The 24,128-nt window shown below is 52.8% G+C and carries 21 protein-coding genes; 14 read left to right on the top strand and 7 right to left on the bottom strand.

The window, feature by feature from the left end:
- The first annotated feature begins 16 nt into the window (after nucleotides 1–16).
- From ABFZ83_RS08800 to ABFZ83_RS08765, 8 genes are all read left to right on the top strand, one after another.
- The gene (locus ABFZ83_RS08800) at nucleotides 17–2,890 is read left to right on the top strand and encodes a bifunctional [glutamine synthetase] adenylyltransferase/[glutamine synthetase]-adenylyl-L-tyrosine phosphorylase (RefSeq protein ID WP_411816177.1); all 2,874 of its coding nucleotides are present in this window, start codon (nucleotides 17–19) and stop codon (nucleotides 2,888–2,890) included.
- 15 nt (nucleotides 2,891–2,905) lie between these two features.
- Nucleotides 2,906–4,243, top strand: a complete 1,338-nt coding sequence (locus ABFZ83_RS08795; RefSeq protein ID WP_411816176.1) for a hypothetical protein — start codon at nucleotides 2,906–2,908, stop codon at nucleotides 4,241–4,243.
- Nucleotides 4,236–5,840 (top strand): phytoene desaturase family protein, encoded by a 1,605-nt coding sequence (locus ABFZ83_RS08790; protein ID WP_411816175.1) that lies wholly within the window; start codon nucleotides 4,236–4,238, stop codon nucleotides 5,838–5,840. Before ABFZ83_RS08795 ends, ABFZ83_RS08790 begins: the two co-directional genes overlap by 8 nt.
- On the top strand, nucleotides 5,837–7,000 hold the full coding sequence (locus ABFZ83_RS08785) for a glycine cleavage T C-terminal barrel domain-containing protein (protein WP_411816174.1): 1,164 nt from the start codon (nucleotides 5,837–5,839) through the stop codon (nucleotides 6,998–7,000). The genes ABFZ83_RS08790 and ABFZ83_RS08785 overlap by 4 nt, the downstream gene beginning before the upstream one ends.
- A gap of 44 nt (nucleotides 7,001–7,044) precedes the next feature.
- Nucleotides 7,045–7,467: an EF-hand domain-containing protein gene (locus tag ABFZ83_RS08780; protein WP_411816173.1), complete on the top strand. Its 423-nt coding sequence runs from the start codon at nucleotides 7,045–7,047 to the stop codon at nucleotides 7,465–7,467.
- Nucleotides 7,468–7,531: 64 nt separating this feature from the next.
- Complete coding sequence (locus ABFZ83_RS08775) at nucleotides 7,532–8,131, top strand: RNA polymerase sigma factor (protein ID WP_411816172.1); 600 nt, start codon at nucleotides 7,532–7,534, stop codon at nucleotides 8,129–8,131.
- Nucleotides 8,121–8,576 (top strand): hypothetical protein, encoded by a 456-nt coding sequence (locus ABFZ83_RS08770; protein WP_411816171.1) that lies wholly within the window; start codon nucleotides 8,121–8,123, stop codon nucleotides 8,574–8,576. The genes ABFZ83_RS08775 and ABFZ83_RS08770 overlap by 11 nt, the downstream gene beginning before the upstream one ends.
- Nucleotides 8,561–9,139, top strand: a complete 579-nt coding sequence (locus tag ABFZ83_RS08765; RefSeq protein ID WP_411816170.1) for a periplasmic heavy metal sensor — start codon at nucleotides 8,561–8,563, stop codon at nucleotides 9,137–9,139. The genes ABFZ83_RS08770 and ABFZ83_RS08765 overlap by 16 nt, the downstream gene beginning before the upstream one ends.
- A gap of 9 nt (nucleotides 9,140–9,148) precedes the next feature.
- On the opposite strand, the gene ABFZ83_RS08760 is transcribed toward ABFZ83_RS08765, so the two are convergent.
- The gene (locus ABFZ83_RS08760) at nucleotides 9,149–11,398 is read right to left on the bottom strand and encodes an ATP-binding protein (protein ID WP_411816169.1); all 2,250 of its coding nucleotides are present in this window, start codon (nucleotides 11,396–11,398) and stop codon (nucleotides 9,149–9,151) included.
- 207 nt (nucleotides 11,399–11,605) lie between these two features.
- Here ABFZ83_RS08760 and ABFZ83_RS08755 point away from each other — a divergent pair, with 207 nt between their 5' ends.
- From ABFZ83_RS08755 to ABFZ83_RS08740, 4 genes are all read left to right on the top strand, one after another.
- Complete coding sequence (locus ABFZ83_RS08755; protein WP_411816168.1) at nucleotides 11,606–12,601, top strand: N-acetylornithine carbamoyltransferase; 996 nt, start codon at nucleotides 11,606–11,608, stop codon at nucleotides 12,599–12,601.
- Nucleotides 12,602–12,749: 148 nt separating this feature from the next.
- Complete coding sequence (locus ABFZ83_RS08750; RefSeq protein ID WP_411816167.1) at nucleotides 12,750–14,078, top strand: acetylglutamate kinase; 1,329 nt, start codon at nucleotides 12,750–12,752, stop codon at nucleotides 14,076–14,078.
- Nucleotides 14,075–15,022, top strand: a complete 948-nt coding sequence (gene argC / locus ABFZ83_RS08745; protein WP_411816166.1) for an N-acetyl-gamma-glutamyl-phosphate reductase — start codon at nucleotides 14,075–14,077, stop codon at nucleotides 15,020–15,022. Before ABFZ83_RS08750 ends, argC begins: the two co-directional genes overlap by 4 nt.
- Nucleotides 15,023–15,050: 28 nt before the next feature.
- Nucleotides 15,051–16,793 (top strand): monovalent cation:proton antiporter-2 (CPA2) family protein, encoded by a 1,743-nt coding sequence (locus tag ABFZ83_RS08740; RefSeq protein WP_411816165.1) that lies wholly within the window; start codon nucleotides 15,051–15,053, stop codon nucleotides 16,791–16,793.
- A gap of 7 nt (nucleotides 16,794–16,800) precedes the next feature.
- On the opposite strand, the gene ABFZ83_RS08735 is transcribed toward ABFZ83_RS08740, so the two are convergent.
- From ABFZ83_RS08735 to ABFZ83_RS08725, 3 genes are all read right to left on the bottom strand, one after another.
- Nucleotides 16,801–17,964, bottom strand: a complete 1,164-nt coding sequence (locus ABFZ83_RS08735) for a DegT/DnrJ/EryC1/StrS family aminotransferase (RefSeq protein WP_411816164.1) — start codon at nucleotides 17,962–17,964, stop codon at nucleotides 16,801–16,803.
- A complete protein-coding gene (locus ABFZ83_RS08730) occupies nucleotides 17,961–18,914 on the bottom strand; it encodes a Gfo/Idh/MocA family protein (RefSeq protein WP_411816163.1) in 954 nt (317 codons plus the stop codon). The genes ABFZ83_RS08735 and ABFZ83_RS08730 overlap by 4 nt, the downstream gene beginning before the upstream one ends.
- 175 nt (nucleotides 18,915–19,089) lie before the next feature.
- Nucleotides 19,090–20,448 carry a class II 3-deoxy-7-phosphoheptulonate synthase gene (locus ABFZ83_RS08725; protein WP_411816162.1) on the bottom strand — a complete coding sequence of 453 codons (1,359 nt, stop codon included), beginning with the start codon at nucleotides 20,446–20,448 and terminating at the stop codon, nucleotides 19,090–19,092.
- 161 nt (nucleotides 20,449–20,609) lie between these two features.
- On the opposite strand from ABFZ83_RS08725, the gene ABFZ83_RS08720 reads away from it, so the two are divergent.
- Nucleotides 20,610–21,515: an MBL fold metallo-hydrolase gene (locus ABFZ83_RS08720; RefSeq protein ID WP_411816161.1), complete on the top strand. Its 906-nt coding sequence runs from the start codon at nucleotides 20,610–20,612 to the stop codon at nucleotides 21,513–21,515.
- Between the two features lie 71 nt (nucleotides 21,516–21,586).
- Here the strand turns inward: ABFZ83_RS08720 and ABFZ83_RS08715 are convergent, their stop codons facing one another.
- On the bottom strand, nucleotides 21,587–21,868 hold the full coding sequence (locus tag ABFZ83_RS08715; protein ID WP_411816160.1) for a hypothetical protein: 282 nt from the start codon (nucleotides 21,866–21,868) through the stop codon (nucleotides 21,587–21,589).
- Nucleotides 21,869–22,064: 196 nt separating this feature from the next.
- On the opposite strand from ABFZ83_RS08715, the gene ABFZ83_RS08710 reads away from it, so the two are divergent.
- On the top strand, nucleotides 22,065–22,772 hold the full coding sequence (locus tag ABFZ83_RS08710; protein WP_411816159.1) for a winged helix-turn-helix transcriptional regulator: 708 nt from the start codon (nucleotides 22,065–22,067) through the stop codon (nucleotides 22,770–22,772).
- Here ABFZ83_RS08710 and ABFZ83_RS08705 read toward each other — a convergent pair whose 3' ends face one another.
- Nucleotides 22,773–23,411, bottom strand: a complete 639-nt coding sequence (locus tag ABFZ83_RS08705; RefSeq protein WP_411816158.1) for a CoA transferase subunit B — start codon at nucleotides 23,409–23,411, stop codon at nucleotides 22,773–22,775.
- A complete protein-coding gene (locus ABFZ83_RS08700) occupies nucleotides 23,411–24,115 on the bottom strand; it encodes a CoA transferase subunit A (protein ID WP_411816157.1) in 705 nt (234 codons plus the stop codon). Before ABFZ83_RS08700 ends, ABFZ83_RS08705 begins: the two co-directional genes overlap by 1 nt.
- Nucleotides 24,116–24,128 lie beyond the last annotated feature (13 nt).

Here is a 24,128-nt window from a genome sequence, read left to right as displayed (position 1 = left end):
ATGTCAATTTGGCTTTATGAATAAACAACCAAGTCTTGCGGATGCCATCCAGCACGCACCGGCGGTTTTTGATCCGGATGCGGCGCAGCGATTTCGCGATGAATGCAAGGATGCGTTAGTCAATATTCCGCCGCATGCTTCCGATTTTCTAAGCGCAGTAGCCAGTGCCTCACCATATTTGCGCCGGCTGTTCGCGCGGCGCAAATCAGCGCTTGCGAATATTCTGGCGGTGCCAGCGGAAACTTCGTTAGAGGCAGCGATTTCATCCTGTCACCAATCCGAAATGGCGGATGATGCCAATCAGCAAATGAAGCTTCTGCGTGAGGCAAAAGCCGATGCAGCACTTGTCATCGCGCTTGCGGATATTGCCGGCGCTTGGCCGGTCATGCGCGCAACAGATGGTTTATCGCGCTTTGCGGATGCGGCGGTGAATGGTGCTCTTTTAGGCGCGATTAAGCGATCCAGGCTTGAGACAAGTGACGGTATTGTCGTTCTCGCCATGGGCAAACATGGGGCGTTTGAGCTCAACTATTCAAGCGACATTGATCTTGTCGTTTTATTTGATCCTGAACGGATGAATATTGATCGCTTCGATGCACAAAAATACGCCGTGGGAATTGCGCGTGATCTTGTCAATCTCATGCAAATGCAGACGGCCGATGGTTATGTGTTCCGAACGGACCTCCGGCTCCGGCCTGATCCGGGCGCGACTGCACCCGCTGTGTCGGTAAGGTCGGCCGAAACCTATTACGAATCCTATGGTCAAAACTGGGAACGAATGGCCTTCATCAAGGCACGCCCCTGCGCAGGTGATATTGCTCTTGGTGAAGAGTTTCTCAAAACCTTACGCCCTTTCATCTGGCGGAAATATCTTGACTACGCCACCATCGAAGATGTTCACGCGGTTAAACGCCAGATGCATTCGGCCAAAGGTGGCCGCGATGTCGCATTTGAAGGTCACGACGTAAAGCTAGGGCGCGGCGGTATCCGCGAGATCGAGTTTTACGCGCAGACCCAGCAACTAATCCTCGGCGGGAAAAACCCGTCGCTGCGCCATAGGGCAACGCTTGATGCGCTATCCGCTTTGGCGGAGACGGGTGTGATAGAAACAGATGCGCGGGACATCATGACAGAGTCTTATCTCTATCTGCGTCATGTCGAACACCGGTTGCAAATGATCAATGATGAGCAGACCCATCGATTGCCTGCTTCGCAAAGCGATATAGAGCGTTTGTCGATTTTTGTTGGCGCGAATGACCCAACCGAGTTCCGCCAGAAAATATTGGAAACCTTCCACGCGGTCGAAAAATGTTATGACGCACTTTTCGAAGATGACGAAGATCCACAAAAACGCCTTGGCCCAATGGTCTTCACGGGCGTTGAAGCCCACCCGGCAACGCTTGAAACACTCGAAAAACTCGGTTTCCAGCGGGCGGGGGATGTAAGTGCCGCCATTCGCCGGTGGCATACGGGTTCGATGCGGGCCACAAAGACAGAGCGTGCACGAACCCTGTTGACCAAATTGGTGCCGCCCTTGCTAGAGGCGCTCGCAAAGGCAAGTGATCCCGACGAAGCATTTTTTGCGTTTGAGAAATTCCTTGAGCGGCTTCCCGCGGGCGTTCAGATTTTTTCTCTGTTCTTGAACAATCTCGATGTCTTTGATGCGCTCATTCGTATCATGACGATTTCGCCCTATCTGGGCCGGGAGTTTTCGAAACGCACAAATTTGATTGAGCGACTTCTCGACAATCGATGGTCAGCGCCGCCGCCTGCCACATCGGATTACGTAACCGCGTGCGAGGCGATGGTCGATGCTGCACCGGATTACGAAGCGGCGCTTAACGCTGCGCGGCGATGGGTCAGCGAGCAACAATTTCAGGTGACGGCGCAATTGGCAGTCGGCCTTATTGCGCCGGACATTGCATCATCACATTTTACCAAAATCGCAGATGCCGCAATAAATGCGCTGTTGGCAGCCGCAATGGAAGAGATGAAACATCAGCATGGCGAAATTGATGGTGAATTTGTCGTTATCGGCTTAGGTCGCCTCGGCGCCGGTGAAATGACGGCAACCTCGGATATTGATCTGATGTTTGTTTATGATGCGCAGAGCGAAGAGCAGTCCAACGGAAAGCGTCCGCTAGGCGTTGTCGAATATTTTAGCCGTTTTGTTCGCCGCGCGGTAACCGCGCTCTCTGCGGCAACCGAAGAAGGCGCGCTCTTCGAGGTCGACATGCAGTTGCGGCCCTCTGGAAAGGCGGGGCCCGCTGCCGTTCGGTTTTCTGCCTTCCATAACTATTATCGTGACGAAGCCTGGACATGGGAAGCAATGTCCCTCGTCAAAGCGCGGGTCATTGGCCCAGCCGGTGCGCTGGCTGATAAAGTCGAGGCAGAAATACAAGAGATCCTTGCTCGGCAGCGCGACGAAGAGAGCTTGGGTATTGATGTTGCCAATATGCGAATGCGTCTTGATGCAGCCAAGCCGGGGAATAGTGCTTGGGATGTTAAAAATGTTGTCGGCGGGCTAACGGATATTGCATTCATTTGCCAGTATCTCACATTAAGACATGCCCATAAGGTAGGACGGCCACCCCGTGCAGTCCGGCAATCATTACAGTGGTTTAAGGAACAGCAAATGTTGACGGCGAAAGACGCGACGAGCCTGCTTGACGCCCATTCAATTTTCGAAGCGGTGCTGCAGGTGAGCCGTGCGGCGACGGGCGGTGTTTACTCGCCAGAACGGGCAGGAGAGGCGCTACGCAGCCGGATGGCATCTGTCTGCGGAGAGGAAGATCATTTAGCCGCTGAAAAAGCACTTAAGGCCCATCAGGATACTGTCGCACAACTTTTTGCGAGTATCGTTGGTGATCGGAATATGCGGATGAATTAGGTTATACCAAGTTTGATGAATGGGCCTTTCGACATATTGATTATTGGCGATGACGAGCCAGCATTATGCGCTGCCGCTTGCGCAGCGAAGGCAGGATCACGTGTCGGTGTACTGAGAAAAAATGCAACCCGTCGAAAAAGCTTTACTGCCTCGACACCAGCGATCCCGAACTTTGTTTGGCGACGATTGGAATTGCAGGATTATGATCTGGCGCTCAACCCCGTCAGCACGCGCGTGACTTTATTGCATGGCGCGAAGGAAATTTCTACGTTCGATAATGATCGCCAGACCGCCGATTGGCTGGCGGGGAAGGAGATAAAAGATCATCACATTTGGTCGGATTTCACCGATGAGGTGGCGTCTCTGGCACATGATAATTTCGTCGCAGACCTTCAATTTTCGACCAAAAAGAAACTGCGTAACGGCCTAGCGAAGTTGCTATCTGACCCCTACGCATTGGACCGTGCCGCACGCATGACTGGTGCGAGTGAAACCCTGTTGGACGACTATCTAACGGATGGTTCCTTAAAGGCGCATCTTTCAGCGCACGCGCTTTCCCCCTCTGGTTTTGGGCCACGGGAACAAGGATCGGCGGCGGCGCTGATTAATTTTCTCGATGAAACAGCGTGGCCAGTCAGGCCAGACAAAAATAGTCAAAGCATACGTACAATTCTTGAAAAAATTTGTCAGACCGAAGGCGTATCATTTCTCGCTGGGCGGATAACAGAGGTAACGACCGCCAGCAATAAACACATCGCGCTATCAATAGGCGCTGATGAAAGCGTCAAAACACGCATTATCTTTTTTGCGACCCCCGAGACCGCGCGCGCCTATGGCGTTGATCAAAATTTGTCTTCGCCAATGGTCGATGCGCCGGGCCATGCAAACTTTTCTGTAAAGTTTAAATTGGCGGAATTCATTGATCCGCCGGCAGGTGATCGTGATGGGATTTTTCAGATTGTCGATTCAGCCACTGAATTACAGGAGGCCCGTGACAGCGCCGTAAAAGGGCAGTTCCCGAAAAAATTGCCCGTTGAATTTGAATATACGCGCAATGGCGAAATCATTGCGCGATCGTCGTTTCTTCCGGGCGCGTTTTTCGAAGATGGCGAATGGCGCGGCTGGACGGGACAGGACCGGCAGGCGGCGGTCACACTCATTAAGGAACGGCTTACAAGCCGTATGCCGGGGCTCGCCGCACAAATACGCCGTACAGAAACCGAGGTCGTGACACCGTATTTAGGTGAAACACCCTTTGCCGGCTGCGATCAGATTATAGTTCAGTCTCGTCCGCACAACACAATAAGTGCAGCCGTAAAGCTGATTGATGAGGTCATCGGCCGGGATGAGTAGCAATACCGAAGAACCCATCGTGATGACCGAAGACGAGCGTTTGCCGGGCCGGATCGAGGGCGGCATCGACGCGATCGTGATTGGCGCGGGTGCTGATGGACTGACCGCAGCGTCGTATCTTGGGCGGGCTGGCCTCAAAACCGTGTTGGTCGGTGCCCGAGGTGAAATTGGCGGCCGTATCGCCGAGCGCAATATCGCCGAAAATATTTCGGTTATTGATGGTGAGCACCTTGTTACCAATCTGGACCCGGACGTAATCGACGAACTCGATCTCTACAGACATGGTCTGGAATTCTCTTCGCGCCGTCTCGACACAACTTATTTTTTCGATGGTGGTGACGTTCTAAAGTTTGATGGAAACCCGTCTCAAGCGGCGTTGCTATCGCTGGAGGAGGACAACGATCGCGAGAATTTCGAGATCTTCTTGAATGAAATGCTCGAATTATCCGAGCAATTGCGTCCGCTCTTCAGCATGTCGTCTTTTTCAGAAAAGGATGGTGGGCGAAAAGTTGAGAAACTCATCGCGGCATTGCCGTCGGAGATGACGCAAAGTGTTACCCAAGCGATTATGGGCAATACTGACACCATTTTAAAAGCGCGTTTGGGGGAATCGCCCCTGCGGGTTTTACTGTTGACCGAGGCGGCGTTCAGATCAGGTGTTCCGCCATTTGAAGCCTATAGCTTTATGAATTTGATACGCCGGTTTTCCGGCGAGGCCGCCGGATTGCAAGGGGCGGTGGCATATCCCAAGGGCGGCGTGATTTCCGTAATCACCGCGCTTCGGCGAGCGGCACAACAGGCCAATGTTGATGTTCGGGCGGCGACACCGGTTCAGTCTATTCTGATCGAAGCGGATCGCGTTGCCGGCGTGACGTTAAAGGATGGTGGCCAGTTACGAGCGCCAATCGTGGTGGCGGCGATCGATGCGCAGCGGACCTTTGTCGACATGATCGGCCCGAAAATGATCGATATAGAATTGCAGCGCATACTGACTGCAGGCACGCAAAAATATTGCTCCGCGCGATTGCATGTTTTGCTAAAAGGCGTCGCAGAGGATGATGCGACACGTCAAAACCTCACGCGACGATTGGTTTTCGCGCCAACCGCAGAAAACCTCGCCGCGGCTTTCATTGACGCGCGGGCGGGACGCGTTCCCAAGAAGTTGATCTTGGAGGCAGTGTTTCCCAGCGCGCTTGATGAGGGGGCCTCGCTCGATAAGAAGCAGCTTCTTTCAGTAATTGCGCATCCGCTTCCATTCGAAGCGGACCCAAGCGACGACCGCCGAGATGAAATTAAAAAAGCAATATTGCAAAACCTAGAAGCATTTGCCGCAGACATTTCGGATCGTGCCGAGATTATAGACCTTCAATTACCAGCGGACGAGGTCAAGAATTCCGGCGCGACACCGGGCGCGTTAGCGTCCAAGCCCGATATACTCCAGCAATGGGCGATTTCACGTACGGTGACAGACGCCGCGAGAATTGGTGGGTTGTTCTTTTGCGGCCCCGAGGCGCAAATCGGTAGCGGAATTTCCTGTGCGGCGGGACGGGCGGCCGCGAAAGCAGCATTGCGCGCCTATAAAAAGGGTGGGGCATGATTTTCGCAACGGAAGACATTTTCGTGGATGCGCCACGGCCAACACCACTTTATGCGGCCGCGGCATCGGTCAGCGAAGCCAATCTCTGGACATCCGTAAACGGATGGACTGCAGCCCGCGTATATAGCTCCGTCGCCGAAGAATATGATGCTGCGCGCAATAATGCGGTTATCGGTGATTTCGGCCCGATGGCGCGATACGCGGTACGCGGCAATGATGCGGCGCAGTTTTTGGCGCGGCTGACGACAGCGCCCGCGATCTCTCTTCATATCGGCGAAGGGGCGCGAGGGCTGTTGTTGACGGATGAAGGTCATGTCATCGATTTGGCTGAGGTTTCGCGCCTTAGTGAAGAATTATTTCTCGTCACCTTTCCGGGGCCACATGCACGGCGGGTTGATTTGGCGGCGCGCGGCATGGATGTCGAAGTACAAGATATCTCAAGCGATGTCGCCGCGCTTGGTATTATGGGGCCCCAAACCGGGAGCGCCCTGAACGCGGCGGGCCTAAAGTCAGTCAGCGAAACCTTTGCGGCGTCCAGCGTGTTGCGCGGTGTTGAAACTGCGACGCGCCCGCTGCAATTCGGCGGTATCCAAGGGGTGGAATTGATTTTCCCGAAAGACGAGGCGCTGACGATTTGGGAACGAATTATACGACGTAGCATGGCGCGCCCCATTGGGCTTGATGCGATGGAGATTTTACGTCTCGAAAGCGGTGTGCCGCGCAGTGGGCTCGACTTTATACCAGCGGATCGGCGAAGCAGCGCTACCAAGCGAACACCCGAAGAACTCGGGCTCGCGCATCTCGCGCCGCTTGACGGAGGGTGGTTCAATGGTCGCCGAGCACTACGAAAATCCGCAGGACGTCCCGAGAGGCGGTTAATTTCACTTTCCCTTGATGCTGAAGAGACGGTGCCGGGTGCTGGCGTTTATTTGGCGGGAAAGAATATTGGCCGAATAACGAGCTGCGGGTGGTCGCCTTCACGCAAAAGAGTATTGGCCTTTGCAGATATTGGGGCCGCGTGCCACAGCCCGGAATTTGAGGTTTCCATGGCGATGCCCGGCGAAAAACGGGTGTTGGCAAAGCCGTTTGAGACCACAGAAAGCGCGTTAGAACGCCAATTTTCTAGTGAACAGGGGCGTGCGACGGATTTTCGGCGCTGAAGCGTTTAATGGGTGCTGGTAAGGCGATAACCTAGAGGAACGCTATGAAGAAAATTGCATTTGCCACCTTGGCCGTAGCTGGGTCCGCGTTGATCGCGGCGACCGCTTATGCGGCGGACGGTAAGGGAGATAGCCGTTGGGACCGTTTGGATACAAATGGCGATGGTGAGATTTCTGCCTCAGAAATGAGTGCTAAAAACCAAGAGTTTTTTGAGGCTGCCGATGCGGACGGCAATGGTACAGTTTCAAAAGAAGAGCTAAAAGCGCATCACAAGAAAAAGCGCGCTGAACGCCGTGAAAAGCGTAATCCGGATGCGAATGGCGATGGTGTTGTTGACCGGGCCGAATTTGTCGATGCAGCGGAAGCGCGATTTGACCGGATGGACAAAGATGGTGACGGCGTCCTTTCTGAGGATGAGCAAAAACGCCGCCGCGGCCATCACGGTAAACGTCGTGGTGATCGGTAACTGACTTGGCAAAATTTTGGCCGGCTCTGATTGAGCCGGCCAACGAAGGAACAAGACCAGCGTTTTGTTGGAAACGGATAACGATAGCAGTGAAGCGCTGGTCAAGCGCGCTGGCAACGGTGACAAAACCGCGGCCGCAATGCTTGTGGAGCGACATACAAAGATGATCTACGCCGCGTCATATCGCATGTTAGGCAGCAAACACGCTGCTGAAGATGTTGTGCAGGAGACATTCTTGCGCCTATGGCGGCATGCGTCAAAGTGGAAGCCCAAGGGCGCGAAGTTTGAAACCTGGTTATACCGGGTGGCCATGAATATATGCGTTGATCAGTTGCGAAAGACGAAACGCGAGGCCCCGGAAGAGGCCGCGCCTGAGCGAGCGGATGGTGCTGATCGGCAGGATCAAACGCTATTTCTCAGTGAACGGCGCTTTGCGATTGACGAAGCGTTGGAACAATTGCCGGAGCGTCAGCGCATGGCGATCACGCTTTGTCACTATCAGGAATTGTCGAATATCGAAGCGGCAGAAATTATGGAAGTGAGTGTTGACGCATTGGAGTCACTATTAGCTCGTGGCCGACGTAAATTGCGGGACTTATTGGCACCTATGCGTGAACATTTGTTGGGAAAGATGGACGATGAGCAAAGTAGCCATGTCAACTGATCAAATGGAAAGAGTGCGCCAGATTTGTGATGCGTATGGTGCGGACGTCGCTCGTTGGCCTGCGCCACTGCGCGAACAATATGGTGAATTGCTCGACGAATTACCGGAAGTTCGTCTTGAGGCAGAAATGCTGGACGGTTTTCTGAACGCCGCTACTGCACCGCGAATGGCGGAAGATTTAGAGCGCCGGGTGCTGGCGGGGTTTGAAACCATCCCTGAGAATGCCGGTTGGTTTTCGCGTTTCCGTGACCGATTGCCAAGGGTGCGCTTGGCACCAGCGGGCTTATTGGCTGGCATCGGCGCGATGGGCGTTGCTTCGGGAATTGTTTCGGCCTCTGCCCAAACGCCGCTAACGCCTGAAACCGAGGCGCTATCCTATATTGAGAGTGGGCTTACATTCTCAGAATTGAGTGATGAGGAGACCCTTCAATGGGACGCGGACTGATTATTTTATTGATAGCCTCACTGGGGTTGAATATTTTTGCGGTCGGTCATTTGTCGGGTCTTATGATCGCAGGCGGCCCGCCCAAGCCCCGGGCGGAGTCTCATCATCGTTCCGGATTGGACGACCCATTTAAACTGATGCGTTATGCCGAAGAACTCTCTCCGGAATTGCGCGATCAGTTCCGCGATGAATTCAAAAAACAGTTGCCGAAAATGCGTGAAGATCACCGTCAGGTTCGCGCATTACGCCGGGAATTAGGTGTATTGATGAGCGCCGATCCGTGGGATCGCGAAGCAGTTAACGCAAAGCTTGATGAGATCCGTGTGTTACAGGATCAAAAATTTGTCTATTTCAACGAAGCCTTCGTGAATGCTTTTGAAACGCTGCCCGCCGCTGAACGAAAGCGACTGATTGATGCGGCAAATGCCAAGCGCTTAGAGCGCAAAAAGAAGAAATATCGTCGTGGCCAAAGAGAGGGCGGTCCCGGCAAAGATCATCCCGGCAGGCCAGGCGATGAGCGACCAGATGATCGCCAAATGCCGCCGCCACCACCCGAGGAATAAGGTCGAGATTTATTCTGCCGCCTGTGTCGCCACGATCTGAAGGGGTTGCGGCTGTTGGGCTTCGCGCCCGGTCAGCACATAGGCCTCTTTACGGATAAATTGCGGAAGGCGGACCTTTGCTTCCTTCCGGCGAGGGAAGGTCGCACAAGCGACGGTGCCGCGTCCTGGCTGGCTTGCGAGGGCAAGAATTCCGCCTTGCATCTCCATCAGTGATTTCGACAAAGCGAGACCAAGCCCTGATCCATTCCGCGAGCGGGAGAAGTGGCTTTCCGCGAGTTCGAATGGTGCGCCCAATTTGCGTAATTGTTCCTTATCGATGCCCGTACCGCTATCGGCGACGATAATCGTCACACCGTCTAGGTCTGCTTCGGCCGTCAGGGTAACTTCGCCGCCACGCCCGGTAAATTTAAGCGCGTTTGACAAAAGGTTCAGAACGACCTGTTTGACGGCACGTTGATCGGCCCAAACTGCAGGAGCATGCGCAACAGACGCAGTTAGCTTCACGCCCGCATCGCTTGCGCGTTTTGCCACAAGCCGAACGCTTTCATTTAATATGCGTTCAAGCTCAATCCGTTTCGGCTCAAGCGAAAGACGACCAGCCTCGATTTTTGACATGTCGAGAATGTCGTCAATCAACTCAAGAAGGTGGCGGCCACTGGACAGAATATCCGTAACATATTCTTTATACTTATCGTCGCCAAGCGGACCATAAAGTTCCGATTGCATGACCTCAGAGAAGCCATTGATTGCGTTTAATGGTGTGCGAAGCTCATGGCTCATATTAGCGAGGAACTCGGATTTCGACCGGCTCGCTTCCTCTGCGCGATATTTTTCAAACTCATATTTGCGCAGGGCTTCGGATAATTCTTTCCGCGAGCTTTCGAGATCTTCAACGGTTCGTTGTAACTCGCGCTCTTTCTTTTTCTGCGCCCATGCGCGGCGCTTGAGGTCCGTCACATTGCTGGCGACACAAACATATCCGCCTTCTGCAGTTTTCCGTCGTGAAACGTGGGCCCAACGGGAACCGGGCAGGGCGACTTCCTGATTTTCCTGTTGCGCGTCTTCGAGCGGGCTGAAATGGGCGACGAGAATATCGCCGGCCACAGCGGCGCAGGTCGCGACTTCGTCAATTGTCAAACCGGGTTTCAGCATTTTCGCAGGGATGCGGAATATGCTGGTAAAGCGCTTGTTCCAAATTGCCAGCTTGCCCTGAGCGTCCCAAAGAACGAATGCTTCTGGAATGCTTTCAATTGCGTCGCGGAGCCTTGTTTCCGCAATCGCGGCACCGGGCGCTAATGTCGATGCGCCGACCAAGTCAAATGCAACGCCCGCGCGGTGGAAACGCGTCGCCTCTGGCGAGGTTCTGAAATAGGCGCGCGACCATCCGCCACCCGGCTCCCGAAGGCGGACGACGCCCTCGCTAACACCCGATGGTTCGCCGGAAATTACGGCGAGCGCTGTCCGCAAATCTTGTGGATGAACCAGTGCAGAAATCTCGCGCAGGGAAAACTTTCGATCTCTCGCGCTGAGGCCAAGTGGCTGCAGGAATGATTTGGTAAGATGAACCGTGCGTTCTTTGTGGTCATAAAACCAAGGCGAACACCGACCGCCTGTGAGCGCGGCGTTGAATTCAGTTAAGGTGGAAAGCGCGTGAGCCGCGCTCGCGGCTGCCCGACTTTGGCGAATGAATGCGGCCATCAACGAGCCAACCACCAATGTGATTGCACCCATCAGAACCGCATATAGAACCCAGACCCGCGTCCGGTCGAACATATCTCTAGCGGGGGCAGCAACCACCAACGCATCACCATTATCCAGACGCCGCCACGCGACCGCGATCTTTCCGCCGGGCAGATCGAGGCGGGTCGATGTCGCCGCATCAAGATTTAGTGCCCGCAGGGATGATGCCGGGATTTCGATCATGTCCGTGCGACCTTCGGCCGTCAGGATATCCCCCGAGGCGGAGAGGTGGAACATGGCGGTGTAACCGCCCAATTCGATTCCGCTCAGGGACTCGCGAACCGGGGTTCCCGTCATAATAGCGATATTCAGCGCCGCAGCGCCGTCGCTCGCGGCCTGGGACAACCGCAATTGGGTTTCTGCAACCCGCAATTCGGCTTTATCGTTCATCTCGAAGACAAACAGAGTCGCCAGCGCCACGAGAAAGGCACCGGTTAAAATGGCCAGACGGCGGGGCGAAAGCGCATCGATTCGCGCTGCCAGCTTGTCGCCATCAATATTTTTTTTGTCTTCCGCCATGAAGGTAAGGGCCGATCCGCCAATAAATGCGCCAAAAATCACAAGTAGACCGTGTCTTTAGCATGATGCTGCACGCCACGGGTTAACGATTTGGAAACTATTCTGTTTCGCCCATCGGTGTCACGCGCGAATCGTTAGTTGGGGTAATAGGCATTTTCCCCAAAGGAGGTGCTTGGAATTAGCCGTTTTGGCCGGTAAAGAGCGCGGATGAGACATTTTTTGAATACTGCGGATTGGTCCCGCCCCGAATTGCAAGCCATGATCGACGACGCTCGAGCCATGAAGGCCTCGCCAATTGGCGATGCTTTGAGAGGCAAAACGGTTGCGTTGCTGTTTTTGAATAATTCGCTTCGAACCCGCACATCCTTTGATGTGGGTGCCCAGCAGCTCGGTGGCCACGCAGTCGTCCTATCACCGTCGGGCGGGATGTGGCCGTTGGAATTTGAAGACGGCGCAGTCATGGACGGCGAAGCGGAGGAGCATGTCAAAGAGGCTGCGAAAGTACTCTCGCGCTATTGCGACATCATCGGTATTCGCGCCTTTCCGAAATTCGTCGATTGGCAAGAAGATCGCAAAGACAAAATTCTGAATGCTTTCGCCAAATATGCCGACGTACCGGTCGTCAATATGGAGACGATCACCCATCCATGTCAGGAGATGGCGCATATTATGGCGCTGCAGGAACGTCTGGCTTCGCTCGACGGCAAAAAATTTGTGCTGACCTGGACCTATCACCCCAAGCCATTGAATACGGCGGTCGCGAATTCCGCGCTTATGATCGCGGCAAAATTCGGCATGAAGCCAACACTGCTTTGTCCGACTAAAGATTATATCCTTGATGAGCGCTATATTGACCAAGCGAGCAAAGATGCTGCGGAGAATGGTCACGCGCTGACAATCTCGCACAATATCGACGAGGCCTACGATGGGGCCGATGTCGTTTATGCGAAAAGCTGGGGTGCGCTTCCTTATTTTGGTAATTGGGAACCTGAAAAGCCGATCCGCGATCAGTACAAACACTTCATTGTGGATGAAGAGAAAATGGCGAAAACGAATAATGCGCTTGTCTCGCATTGTTTGCCTATGCGCCGGAACGTGAAGATGACGGATGCAGTTTTTGAGAGTGAAAATTGTATTGCTTATGATGAGGCTGAAAACCGGCTCCACGTGCAAAAGGCGATCATGAAGGCAATCGTCCGATGAAGCTCCCGGAATGCTGATCCGCCGCCGCGGGCGGTTTGGGTCAGAATATATAGTCATTCAGCACCCCTTCGGGGTGGCGGTATGGCTAGTGAGTGAATAGAACTGCTCATCCTTCCGGGATGAAAAATTGTAAAAGACCGTAAATCAAATGACCCAGACTTCATCGACCCGCCAGACCATCGTCCAGTTGCTTTCAAATATGAGCGACGGCAAGGAAATTCGTGCTTACCTTCAGCGATTTTCCGAGGTCGACCAGTCGCGATTTGCGGTCATCAAAATCGGTGGCGCGATCCTCGCTGAGCAATTGGAAGAAACCGCCTCTGCGCTTGCCTTTCTTCATACAGTGGGTTTGACGCCGATCGTGCTTCACGGTGGCGGCCCGCAATTGGATATTGCGCTCAAGGAGCGGGGCATATCCACGCCGAAAGTTGATGGATTGCGTGTCACGGATGATGCCACATTGGACGTGGCACGTGATGTCTTTATTGGCGAGAATATCAAGCTGGTTGAGGCGGTACGCAAGCAAGGGGTCGAAGCCGAGGGGGTTATCGCCGGCGTCATCGAAGCCGATTATCTGAACCGGGATAAATTTGGTCTTGTGGGCGAGCCTACGACAATCCGGCAGGGCTTAATTCAATCTGTCGTTCGTTCTGGCGCGATGCCTATTTTGACATGTTTGGGGATCGCCCCCGGCGGTCAATTGGTCAACATCAATGGCGATAGCGCGACCCGTGCGCTTGTCGAAGCATTGCAGCCGATGAAGATCGTCTTTCTCACGGGCGTAGGCGGATTGCTCGATAAGCATGGCGAAGTCATGCACTCGATCAACCTTGCGTCCGAGTATGACAAGCTCATGCAAGCTAGCTGGGTCGAAGGGGGCATGCGGCTTAAGCTGAGCGAGATCAAACGACTTCTCGATGCTTCGCCATTATCGACATCGGTTTCGATCACAACGCCCGACGGATTGATCCGCGAGCTTTTCACGCATGGCGGATCGGGTACGCTCGTCAGGATGGGTGAGGCAATCAATCGTCACCAATCCAAATCAGCGATTGATCGTGATCGGACGATTGCGCTCGTTGAAAATGCCTTCGGGCGAACATTGAAGGATCACTGGTGGGACGGGCTTGATATCCATGAGGTTATCATGTCCGACAGCTACCGGGCGGGCGCACTCCTCACAAAAATTGATGATTTCGTCTATCTCGACAAATTCGCCGTCGTGGAAGACGCGCGTGGTGAGGGGTTGTCGCGTACGGTCTGGCGCGCCTTTACGAAGAATAATCCGAACTTTTTCTGGCGTTCACGGACGTCGAACGGGTTTAATGGCTTTTACCATAATAGCGCTGACGGCTCTGTGAAGGCGGGGCCATGGACAGTGTTTTGGAAAGGTGAGAAGGATTGGGCGAGAATATCCCGAATTGCGGATAGGGTCGCCGCTATGCCCGCAAGTTTTATTGGAGATGACGCAGAATGAGCACCCCGTTTTTAGTCGGTATCGTTGGCGCGCGGGGGCACGCAGGCCGAGAATTGATCCGTCTGATCGCTGGTCATCCCGAATTGATGCTCGCTTATGCGGTGAGCAGGGAATTTGCCGGGCGTCCGGTTGCTGATATTGCGCCAGAGGACAAGGACGAGTGTGTATTCGAGGCGCTAGGCCCCGATGAAGCGGCAAAGCGCCGGGCTGACGTGGTCATTCTTGCGTTACCTGATGGTGCGGGTCAGCCATATGTCGATGCGATCGAAAAGCATGCGCCTGATCGGATCGTCATTGATTTGTCCGCAGATTATCGTTTTGACGATAGTTGGGTTTATGGCTTGCCTGAATTGCATCGCGATAAAATTCGCCGCGCTAAGCGGATTGCTAATCCGGGCTGCTATGCGACAGCGATGCAACTCGCTATCGCACCCCTCGTAAATAACCTCAGTGGACCGCCATCAGTTTTTGGCGTGTCAGGCTATTCAGGGGCGGGAACGACACCAAGCCCGCGAAATGATGTCGAGCGCTTGAAAGATAACCTTATGCCTTATGCCCTTACGGGCCATAAGCATGAGCGCGAGGCAACACGTCATCTGGGTGCGCCCGTCCGGTTTTCACCGCATGTCCATCCCGCCTTCCGTGGTCTGATGGTTACAGTCCATATTCCACTGGCGCAGGCGATGACCAGTGACGCTGTAATTCAACAATTTGAGAATAGATATAGCGCTGAACCTTTGATAGAATTACAAAAAGACGCGCCAGAACTCAAAGATGGTACCGATCTCCGCGGCGTTGTTATTGGCGGTATTACCGTAAGCGATGACGGGCAATGCGCCGTCGTTGTTGCTGCTGAAGACAACCTGTTAAAAGGGGCAGCAGTGCAGGCAATACAGAATGTCAATCTAGCTTTAGGTTTAGGTGAAACAGACGGATTGATCTAATCAGCAAAGAAAGGCCGAGTTAAATATTATGGCGGGAACCGACAGCGCCTTTCTTGTTGAAGCGGCAACATATCTTGGCGCTGCGGCAGTTGCGGTTCCCTTGTTCAATCGTTTCAAACTCGGTTCAATCCTCGGATATTTGGCTGCTGGCGTCATTGCTGGTCCTTACGGCCTCAAACTTCTGCATCATCAGGAAGGTGTGTTCCACATTGCAGAGCTTGGGGTTGTTCTCTTTCTTTTTATTATCGGATTAGAGCTCTCGCTTTCCCGCTTGTGGTCAATGCGGCACCAGATCTTCGGTTTGGGGGCAGCGCAAATGGCACTTACTGGTGTCGTTATTGCGGGTCTTTTCGTATCCGCCAATGTGATGCCAATACAGGCGGCCGTGATCGCAGGATTTTCGTTAGCTTTCTCGTCGACGGCATTTGCGCTCCAATGGCTGAAAGATCGTGGCGAGTTAAATACGGCCTATGGGAATCAATCTTTTTCGATTCTTCTTTTTCAAGATTTGGCGGTCATTCCGTTATTAGCGGCGGTGCCGGTGCTTGCCGGCGTTGGTGCAGACGGCAATGCAACGGGGGCCACGATAAAAGCGCTCGGTGTGATCGGTGCCGTGATTATTATTGGCAAATTTGGCCTTGATCGAATTTTTCGGTTGGTCGCTGGCTCCGGTTCGCGCGAAGCCTTTGCCGCAACCGCTCTGCTTGTTGTTGCGCTGACATCCATTGCCGTTGCATGGGCCGGGCTTTCTATGGCGCTCGGGGCTTTTCTTGCTGGGGTATTGTTATCCGAGTCCTCGTTTAAGCACCAAATAGAAACTGATATTGAGCCCTTTCGAGGGTTGCTCTTGGGTCTCTTTTTCATCTCGATTGGTTTGGGGCTCGACCTCGGTATTATCGCAGAATACTGGTTGATCGTTCTTGGCGGGGCCCTTGGTTTGGTCGTCTTGAAATCAATGATTCTCTTCATGCTCTGCCGACTTATGGGCGCAAATCAGAAAAACGCCTTGCGTACTGCGGCGACCTTATCGCAGGGCGGGGAGTTTTCATTTGTTGTCGTGACATTAGGTGTCGGGTCGGCAATGTTTACGGGTATTCAAGCTAATTTGATGTCGGCGATCGTGACGCTTTCAATGATGTTGACGCCGGCATTGGTGGCAATCGGCAATCGAATGGCTGATAGCGCACCTGATGTGGGCGATGACTTATTGGGACCCGAGGCTGGCCGAGATCATGCGATTATTGTCGGCTTTGGACGTATGGGGCAGATTGTTTCTCAGGTTCTCCAAAACTCTGGCGTCGATATCGTCGCGATCGACCGCAATCCGCAACATATTCGCAATGCTGAACGGTTTGGATTTAAGGTCTATTTTGGCGATGGTTCGCGCCTTGATATGTTGATGAATGCCGGAGCCGCAGAGGCGCAGACGATCATTCTTTGTATGGACGATCCGGAGTCGGTAAATCACGCGACCATCGCACTCCGCGCGAGCTTGCCTAATGTCACGATCATTGCCTGTGCGCATGACCGGATGCATGAAATCGAGCTTAGAAAATTAGGACCAGACGTAATTGTTCGTGAAACGCTGGAATCGAGCATTCTCATGGCGCGGGAAGCGCTTGAGCGAATGGGGTATGACGACAATGTCATCGAAGATTATATTCAACAATTTCGGTCGCTGGATCGAGAGCGTCTGTTGGCACAAATTGATGAGGGGCCTGAAGCAGGCATGCACCTCATTCACAAAGCCTATTCGCAAAAAGATAAGTAACGCGAAATTAGGCGCAAACTTCTAATACGGTCTCGCAGATATATTCGACTTGCGCATCGCTTAGATAGGGATGCATGGGCAAAGAGAATATCTCATTTGCTACCATTTCCGTATGCGGAAGGCCGTTGACGGGCGCGTGATCAGCAAATGCCGGCATTAGATGTAGCGGATTAGAATAATAAATCGCGGTCGGAACCCCTCTGGCCTTGAGCTTCTCGACGGCTTCATCGCGGTTCTTCACTCTAAGCGAATAATACCCATACCCAGAACTTGCGCCCTTGCCGTGGACTTGCGGCTTCGCGACGGATTGAAGCTTGTCATTATAAACAGAGGCGATCTGGCGACGTGTCTCTAATTCATCATCGAAAATAGAAAGTTTTTCGAGCAAGATACCGGCCTGAAAGCTATCCATACGGCCATTAAATCCGACACGGACCGACTCGCGACGGGAGTCATCGGTACCGTGCCACCGTATAGAAGCCCAGCGTTCACGGTCATGCGTGTTCATGCTGAAAATTGCGCCCGCATCGCCATAAGCACCCAATGCCTTGCCGGGGAAGAAACTTGTGCCCGTAGCGGGAGCCAGTGCGCCAACTTTCGTACCGTTCAATTCGCCGCCAAAGCTCTGAGCGCCGTCGGCAAGAACGAACAAGTCATCTCGTTTAGCAATTGTATGAATAGCGTTGTAGTCAGCAGGCGAGCCAAATAAATCGACCGGAATAATCGCCCGGGGCCGTAATTCACCTTCCGCGCGAACCGCCGCAATTCTGTGATCAAGGTCGACCGGGTCGATATTGAAACTGTCTGGATCAATATCGACGAAAACAGGGGTCGCGCCACACAGGAGAACGGCATTCGCTGTTGCGTTATAGGTGAACGCCGGAAGAAACACCGCGTCACCGCGCCCAACCCCACGGGCAAGTAGGGGGATAATGAGTGCTGCTGTGCCGCTGGCGCAGCTAATTACAGTTGGCGCGCCTGTGCGTTCAGAAAGTAAAGCTTCCAGTTCGTCAATTTCTGGGCCAGCGATATATCGCCCGTGGTCGAGAACCGCCTGAAGACGTTTTTCGATTGCAGGCCTGATGCGCTTTTGCTGCGCGACAAGATCGATAAATGCAATATCGTCGAACTTTTTCTTCGCGGATGGATTTAAATTGATGACGCTTGTCATGCACGCTTTCTTTCAAGGAGGTTGTCTTCAAGCCCTTGGGCATAAATGCCCGCACTTTTCTCGATCATTCTAGCCCATGCCACAGCTTCACGACCGTCAGCACCGCTCACAATAGGCTGCCGTCCATTCAGTGCCGCTTCGACAAATTCATTTGCACCAAAAGAAAGCGGGTCACGCAAGGCGAGGGGCGCGTTTTCCTGATCGAAGTCAAGTTCGATTGCAACCGGCGTCGTGTTGCTGATTTCGCGATTTATAAAGTCGAAATCGATAATGCCGTCTTGATAAACAAGCGTCATGCGTCGTTGCGGTGCACTTGCGCGACGACTTGCCTTGAGTGAAACAATCGTGTCGTTGCTCAAGGTGAGGTCAGCACTTGCTTCGTGTGGGGTTCCATTTGCCGAAACATTTTTGATTTCTGCACCCGTCAGCTTACGAACAATATCGATGTCGTGGACCATGAGGTCGAGAATGACCGAAACGTCTTCGCAACGGCCTGACGCACCGGTGCCTCGGATGCAGTCGATTTTGATAGGGGAGCGCTTTCGGTTGAAAAGACCGGCGGTCGCCGCAACATACCGCTCCTGATGGCCGACCTGTAGAATGCGCGCCTTTTCCTCTGCAATCGAAATAAGACGGTCTGCGTCTTCGGGTTCCAGCGAGATCGGCTTTTCAACAAAGACGTGCATCCCAGCGCTCAGCGCACTCTCGGCTAATTCAAAATGGGCTGTGGCCGGGGCTGCAATAATGACTGCATCAAGTCCGGCATCCAGAAATTGCTCAAAATTGGAGAAAGCTGGGGCCGCGAAACGGGACCCAAGAGCTTGGGCGCGGTTGTGGTCGATGTCAAAAATCGCGTTTAGGCGCGCATGGGGGTTGGCGTCATATTTTGCCGCATGGTAGCCGCCGAAGACGCCGGCACCGGCCACGCCTACACTCAAACTTGTGGTCACAGGTAAGTCCCCCGTTTGCGCCCCCGCGCCGTTGAACTGAGCGGACCTGTTGGATCCGGATACAGTCATACTCTATGTCATGCGGAAAATGGAAGGCCGCACGCCATAGAGCATGTTCACACTATATATCCGGTAATTTCATGAAAAGTCTCTACCTAGATAGATGACATTTTCATCATGAAACTGAGGATCTCTTATCCTTAAATCGATCTGCCAAAATAAAGGCTAGGTCGAGTGCCTGGCTAGCATTTAGGCGTGGGTCGCAATGAGTATGGTACCGCGAATGCAGGTCTGCTTCGGATATTTCCTGTGATCCACCCAGACATTCCGTAACGTTTTGCCCGGTCATTTCAAAATGAACACCGCCGGGGATGGCACCTTCGGCGCGACAAACGTCAAAAAATGTTCCTACTTCTGAAAGAATTGCATCGAACGGACGTGTCTTAAAACCTTGCCCGGTTTTAATGATATTGCCGTGCATTGGGTCGGAGGACCAAACGACCTTGCGCCCTTCTGATAACACCTTTCGAACAAGCGGCGGCAATCCGGCTTCGACCTTTTCCGAACCAAAGCGAGCGATCAGAACAATTCGTCCTGCCTCGTTTTGTGGGTTCAATATATCTAAAAGCTCGATCAGTTCATCTGGATCGAGGGACGGGCCACATTTAATGCCAATCGGGTTCTCGACCCCCCGACAGAACTCGACATGCGCGCCATCTGGTTGACGTGTCCGGTCACCGATCCAAAGCATATGAGCTGAAGTATCGTAATATTTGCCGGAAATTGAGTCGATTCTGGTCATCGCGCTCTCAAAACCCAAAAGCAGGGCTTCGTGGCTCGTGTAAAAATCCACTTCACTTATGCCGCGAACGCTTGAGCCGTTTATCCCGCAAGCTTCCATAAAGGTGATCGCTTCGGAGATTTTATCCGCAAGCGCGCGATAACGGCCTTCTTGTGGATTGCCGGAAACGAATTCCAGATTCCATTTTTGGACATTGTGAAGGTCCGCATAGCCCCCTGTTGCGAAGGCGCGGATCAAATTTAGGGTCGCTGCCGCTTGACCGTAGGCCCGCAATAGGCGCTGCGGGTCAGGGGCACGTGCGGCCTCGTCAAATTCAATGCCGTTGATATTGTCACCGCGATAGCTAGGCAGGGTGACGCCATCAATGGTCTCAGTGGGCGATGAACGCGGCTTGGCAAATTGGCCCGCAATCCGGCCCACTTTGATAACAGGCATAGCCGCGCCAAAGGTCAGAACAACCGCCATCTGAAGCAGAACCCGGAATGTGTCGCGAATATTATTCGCGTGAAATTCCTTAAAGCTTTCAGCGCAATCACCGCCCTGAAGCAAAAATGCCTCGCCGCGGGTAACCTTCGCCAATTCGCTTTTCAAGGTTTGAGCTTCACCAGCAAACACTAGCGGCGGATAACCCTCTAGTTCTTTTTCTACGGCCTCAAGTGCCGCAGGATCGGGATAGTCCGTCGGTATATGTTTGGCAGGCTTTTGACGCCAGCTGTCTTTCGTCCAATTCATCACAATAACTCCATAACGGGGACCCTTTAGCCCTATGGCCACCGCGCCGCAACAATAGTCATCAAATCCTTGTCAGTAACGGGTTATTGGGTCGCACTAATTCGATTATTGGGCATAAAATGCTATGATGGTGACCGGATGGAATAGCTAAGGGGACAACGATGACAGGACGGGATTTCAGAATTGGGGCATCAGCAATTATTATGGCTTTTGCATTAGCCGCGCTTTCCCCAAGTGCGGCGCATGCACAACGGGATTTCTCAAAGGTCGAAATCACAACGATTTCCTTAGGGGACGGTATTTTCATGCTGCAAGGAGCGGGCGGTAATATTGGCCTGTCGGTTGGCGAGGATGGCCCCTTTGTGATTGACGACCAGTTCGCACCGCTCAGCGATAAAATTATGGCGGCGATTAAAGTTCAATCCGACCAACCCGTCGCCTTCGTTTTGAATACCCATTATCACGGTGATCACACGGGCGGGAATGAGGCATTTGGCAAGGCGGGTGCTCATATCGTCGCTCATGATAATGTCAGGCAACGGCTTCTCAAGCGCGACAAGGAAGCGGATGCGGTTTCACCTGACGCGCTTCCGGTGATTACATTTTCAGATTCGTTGACGTTTCATTGGAACGACCAGGAAATTTACGTGTGGCATCCAAACCCTGCGCATACGGATGGTGACGCTATTATATTTATGAATGACGCCAATGTTGTTCATATGGGAGATGTCTTTTTCAATGGCGGATACCCCTATATCGACATCGGTGCGGGCGGCAGTCTGAACGGCTATATCGAAACCCACGAAAAAGTTCTCGGTATGATCAATAGTGATGCAATGATCATTCCCGGCCATGGTCCCTTGGCAAATAAAGCTGATCTCGAAAGAACAGTCTCGATGTTGAAGGATGTGCGCCAGCGCATTCAATCCCTCATTGATGCGGGCCTAGAAGAAGACGCCATTGTCGCCGATGACCCATTGAGTGATCTCAATGGCGAGTGGGGCGGTGGATTTATCAATGGTGAGAGAATGGTTCGCACGGTCTATCGCTCGCTGAGCGGCGATTGAGTTCTGGAAATATGAACAAGAAAAAAGCGCCCCTAGGGAGGCGCTTAGTTTAGGGAGATATCGAAGCGAGGTTAGGCTTTGATATCGATGCTCGTGACTTTGCCACGGCGGATTTTGCATTCTGCTTTGACGACATTTCCGTCATTCGCAGTCATTTCGATCGCAACTTTTTTTGTCGAGGCACCAGACCCGTACAAGAATTTTGCACGATATTCGTCAGCAGCGACTGCACCTTCGGCTTCGGCCGCAGCTGCGCACAAACCAACAGTTTCTGTCCAATCGCCTGCAAACGCTGGAGCGGCGACGAAAAGGGCTGAACTCAACGCAAGGCCGACTACAGTTTTGTTAAACATAGGGTTTCTCCGTTTCAGGGATAACGACGAGTGACAAAACTTTTTTCGCCGTTTGATAACAAGAAAGACTTTACTATATAAAAATGAAGTGTCAAATATATTCGGTGCTAGCGTTTAATTTTTTTAAACGCATAACAAAATGCCAGCAATAGTAGTAACTTGGCAGAAAAAGCCCGAATTACGGCGGAGGAATTTTATGGCGCGAACCTATAATCAGGACTGCATTTTGGCGCACGCGCTCGACCTTTTGGGCGAGCGGTGGACCCTGCTGATCTTGCGGGAGCTGTTTTTAGGGCCGCAGCGATTTGGCGATCTGCAGGCTGGGCTGCCCGGGATTGGCGCTAATCTTCTGAGTAAGCGGTTAAAGGAACTTGAAGAGGCGGACCTGATCGAAGCGCCTGGCCAAGGCGATAACAAGACCCGGTACCGACTTACCGTCATGGGCGAGGGGCTTCGTTCCACTGTCCGTTCTCTTATGAAATGGTCGATCCTCTATTTCATGGAAAAACCGGAATCTTCTCCGGCTCGGGAGTGCATCTATACGGACAATCTACAACCTGACTCAGTCGTATTGGCGATTGAGATGTTTGCGGGCCTATGTCCCGAGCATACGATCAATTACGTCGCACATGTGATTGTGGATGATTTTCCGTACACTGTTTACAATATGAATGGTGAAATGGTTTGCAGGCGCGGTGCGGACGTACCAGCGGTTGCAACCCTTGTCTCTGATGTTGCAACGATTATGCAATCATTCCGCGGTGAGAAGTCTCTTGCCGAGGCAAAGAAAAATATGAAATTGTCAGGCGACGAAAAAGTGATCGCACACCTTCTGAAAATAATTGTTCATGAAGGTGGCGATCACAAGAAACGTGCGATGGAAGAGATCGCGGTGGCGTCGTAATTAGACTGCCACTTTAAAATCGGCTTCCGTTAGGGATTTCACTTCATCAATGGTGACGCCCGGAGCAAGCTCTGTCAGGGACATGCCCTCGCCATCCTTGATTTCAAAGACACCGAGATTGGTGATCACCATATCAACAACTTGTTTGCCGGTCAGCGGCAGTGAGCATTCGTGTAGAAGCTTTGGTGCACCTGATTTTGACGCGTGATCCATTACGACAACAACGCGTTTAACCCCGGCAACAAGATCCATTGCGCCGCCCATGCCCTTGACCATCTTGCCTGGAATCATCCAGTTCGCGAGGTCGCCATTCTCCGAGACTTCCATTGCGCCAAGAATTGACAGATCAATGTGACCGCCCCGGATCATGCCAAAACTGTCAGCACTTGAGAAATAAGATGTCCGGCGAAGTTCCGTAATGGTTTGCTTGCCAGCATTGATAAGGTCGGGGTCGACTTCGTCCTCATACGGAAATGGTCCCATTCCCAACATACCGTTTTCCGATTGAAGCGTTACATCGACGCCTTCCGGAATGTAATTAGCGACAAGCGTAGGGATGCCAATGCCTAGATTGACGTAAAACCCATCTTGCAATTCTTTTGCGGCCCGTTCGGCCATTTGATTCCGATCCCAAGCCATTATGCATTCTCCCGTTGACGAACAGTGCGGTTTTCGATGCGTTTTTCTTGCTCGCCCTGAATAAGCCGCTGAACAAAGATACCTGGTGTATGGATATTGTCAGGGTCCAGACTGCCAAGAGGTACGATCTCTTCGACTTCAGCAACCGTGACTTTGCCGGCTGTTGCCATCATCGGATTAAAGTTACGCGCCGTTTTGCGATAGATAAGGTTGCCTTGCTCATCGCCTTTCCACGCCTTGACGATCGACAAATCTGCTACGAGGCCGGTCTCCATGATGTAGGTCTCGCCATTAAATTCTTTATGCTCTTTGCCTTCGGCAATGAGCGTGCCGACGCCCGTTTTTGTATAGAATGCCGGAATGCCTGCGCCCCCCGCACGGCAACGCTCGGCGAGTGTCCCTTGTGGATTAAACTCGAGTTCGAGTTCGCCGGCTAAATATTGGCGTTCGAATTCTTTGTTCTCACCCACATATGATGAAATCATTTTTTTAATCTGGCGACTCTGCAAAAGGAGCCCAAGGCCGAAATCATCGACGCCCGCATTGTTTGAGATAAAGGTAAGGTCTTTCACGCCGCTATCCCGTAGCGCATGAATTAGGTTCTCAGGAATACCACAAAGCCCGAACCCGCCAGACATGATGGTCATCCCATCGAACAAGAGGCCCTCAAGGGCTGAGGCAGCGTCTTGCTGAATCTTCTTCATAAAATTTCTCCCA

Source organism: Hyphococcus formosus (assembly GCF_046736345.1).
Lineage (GTDB): Bacteria > Pseudomonadota > Alphaproteobacteria > Caulobacterales > Parvularculaceae > Hyphococcus > Hyphococcus formosus.
The sequence above is the reverse complement of the archived record's forward strand: the minus strand, read 5'-3'. Positions and strand labels throughout refer to the sequence as shown.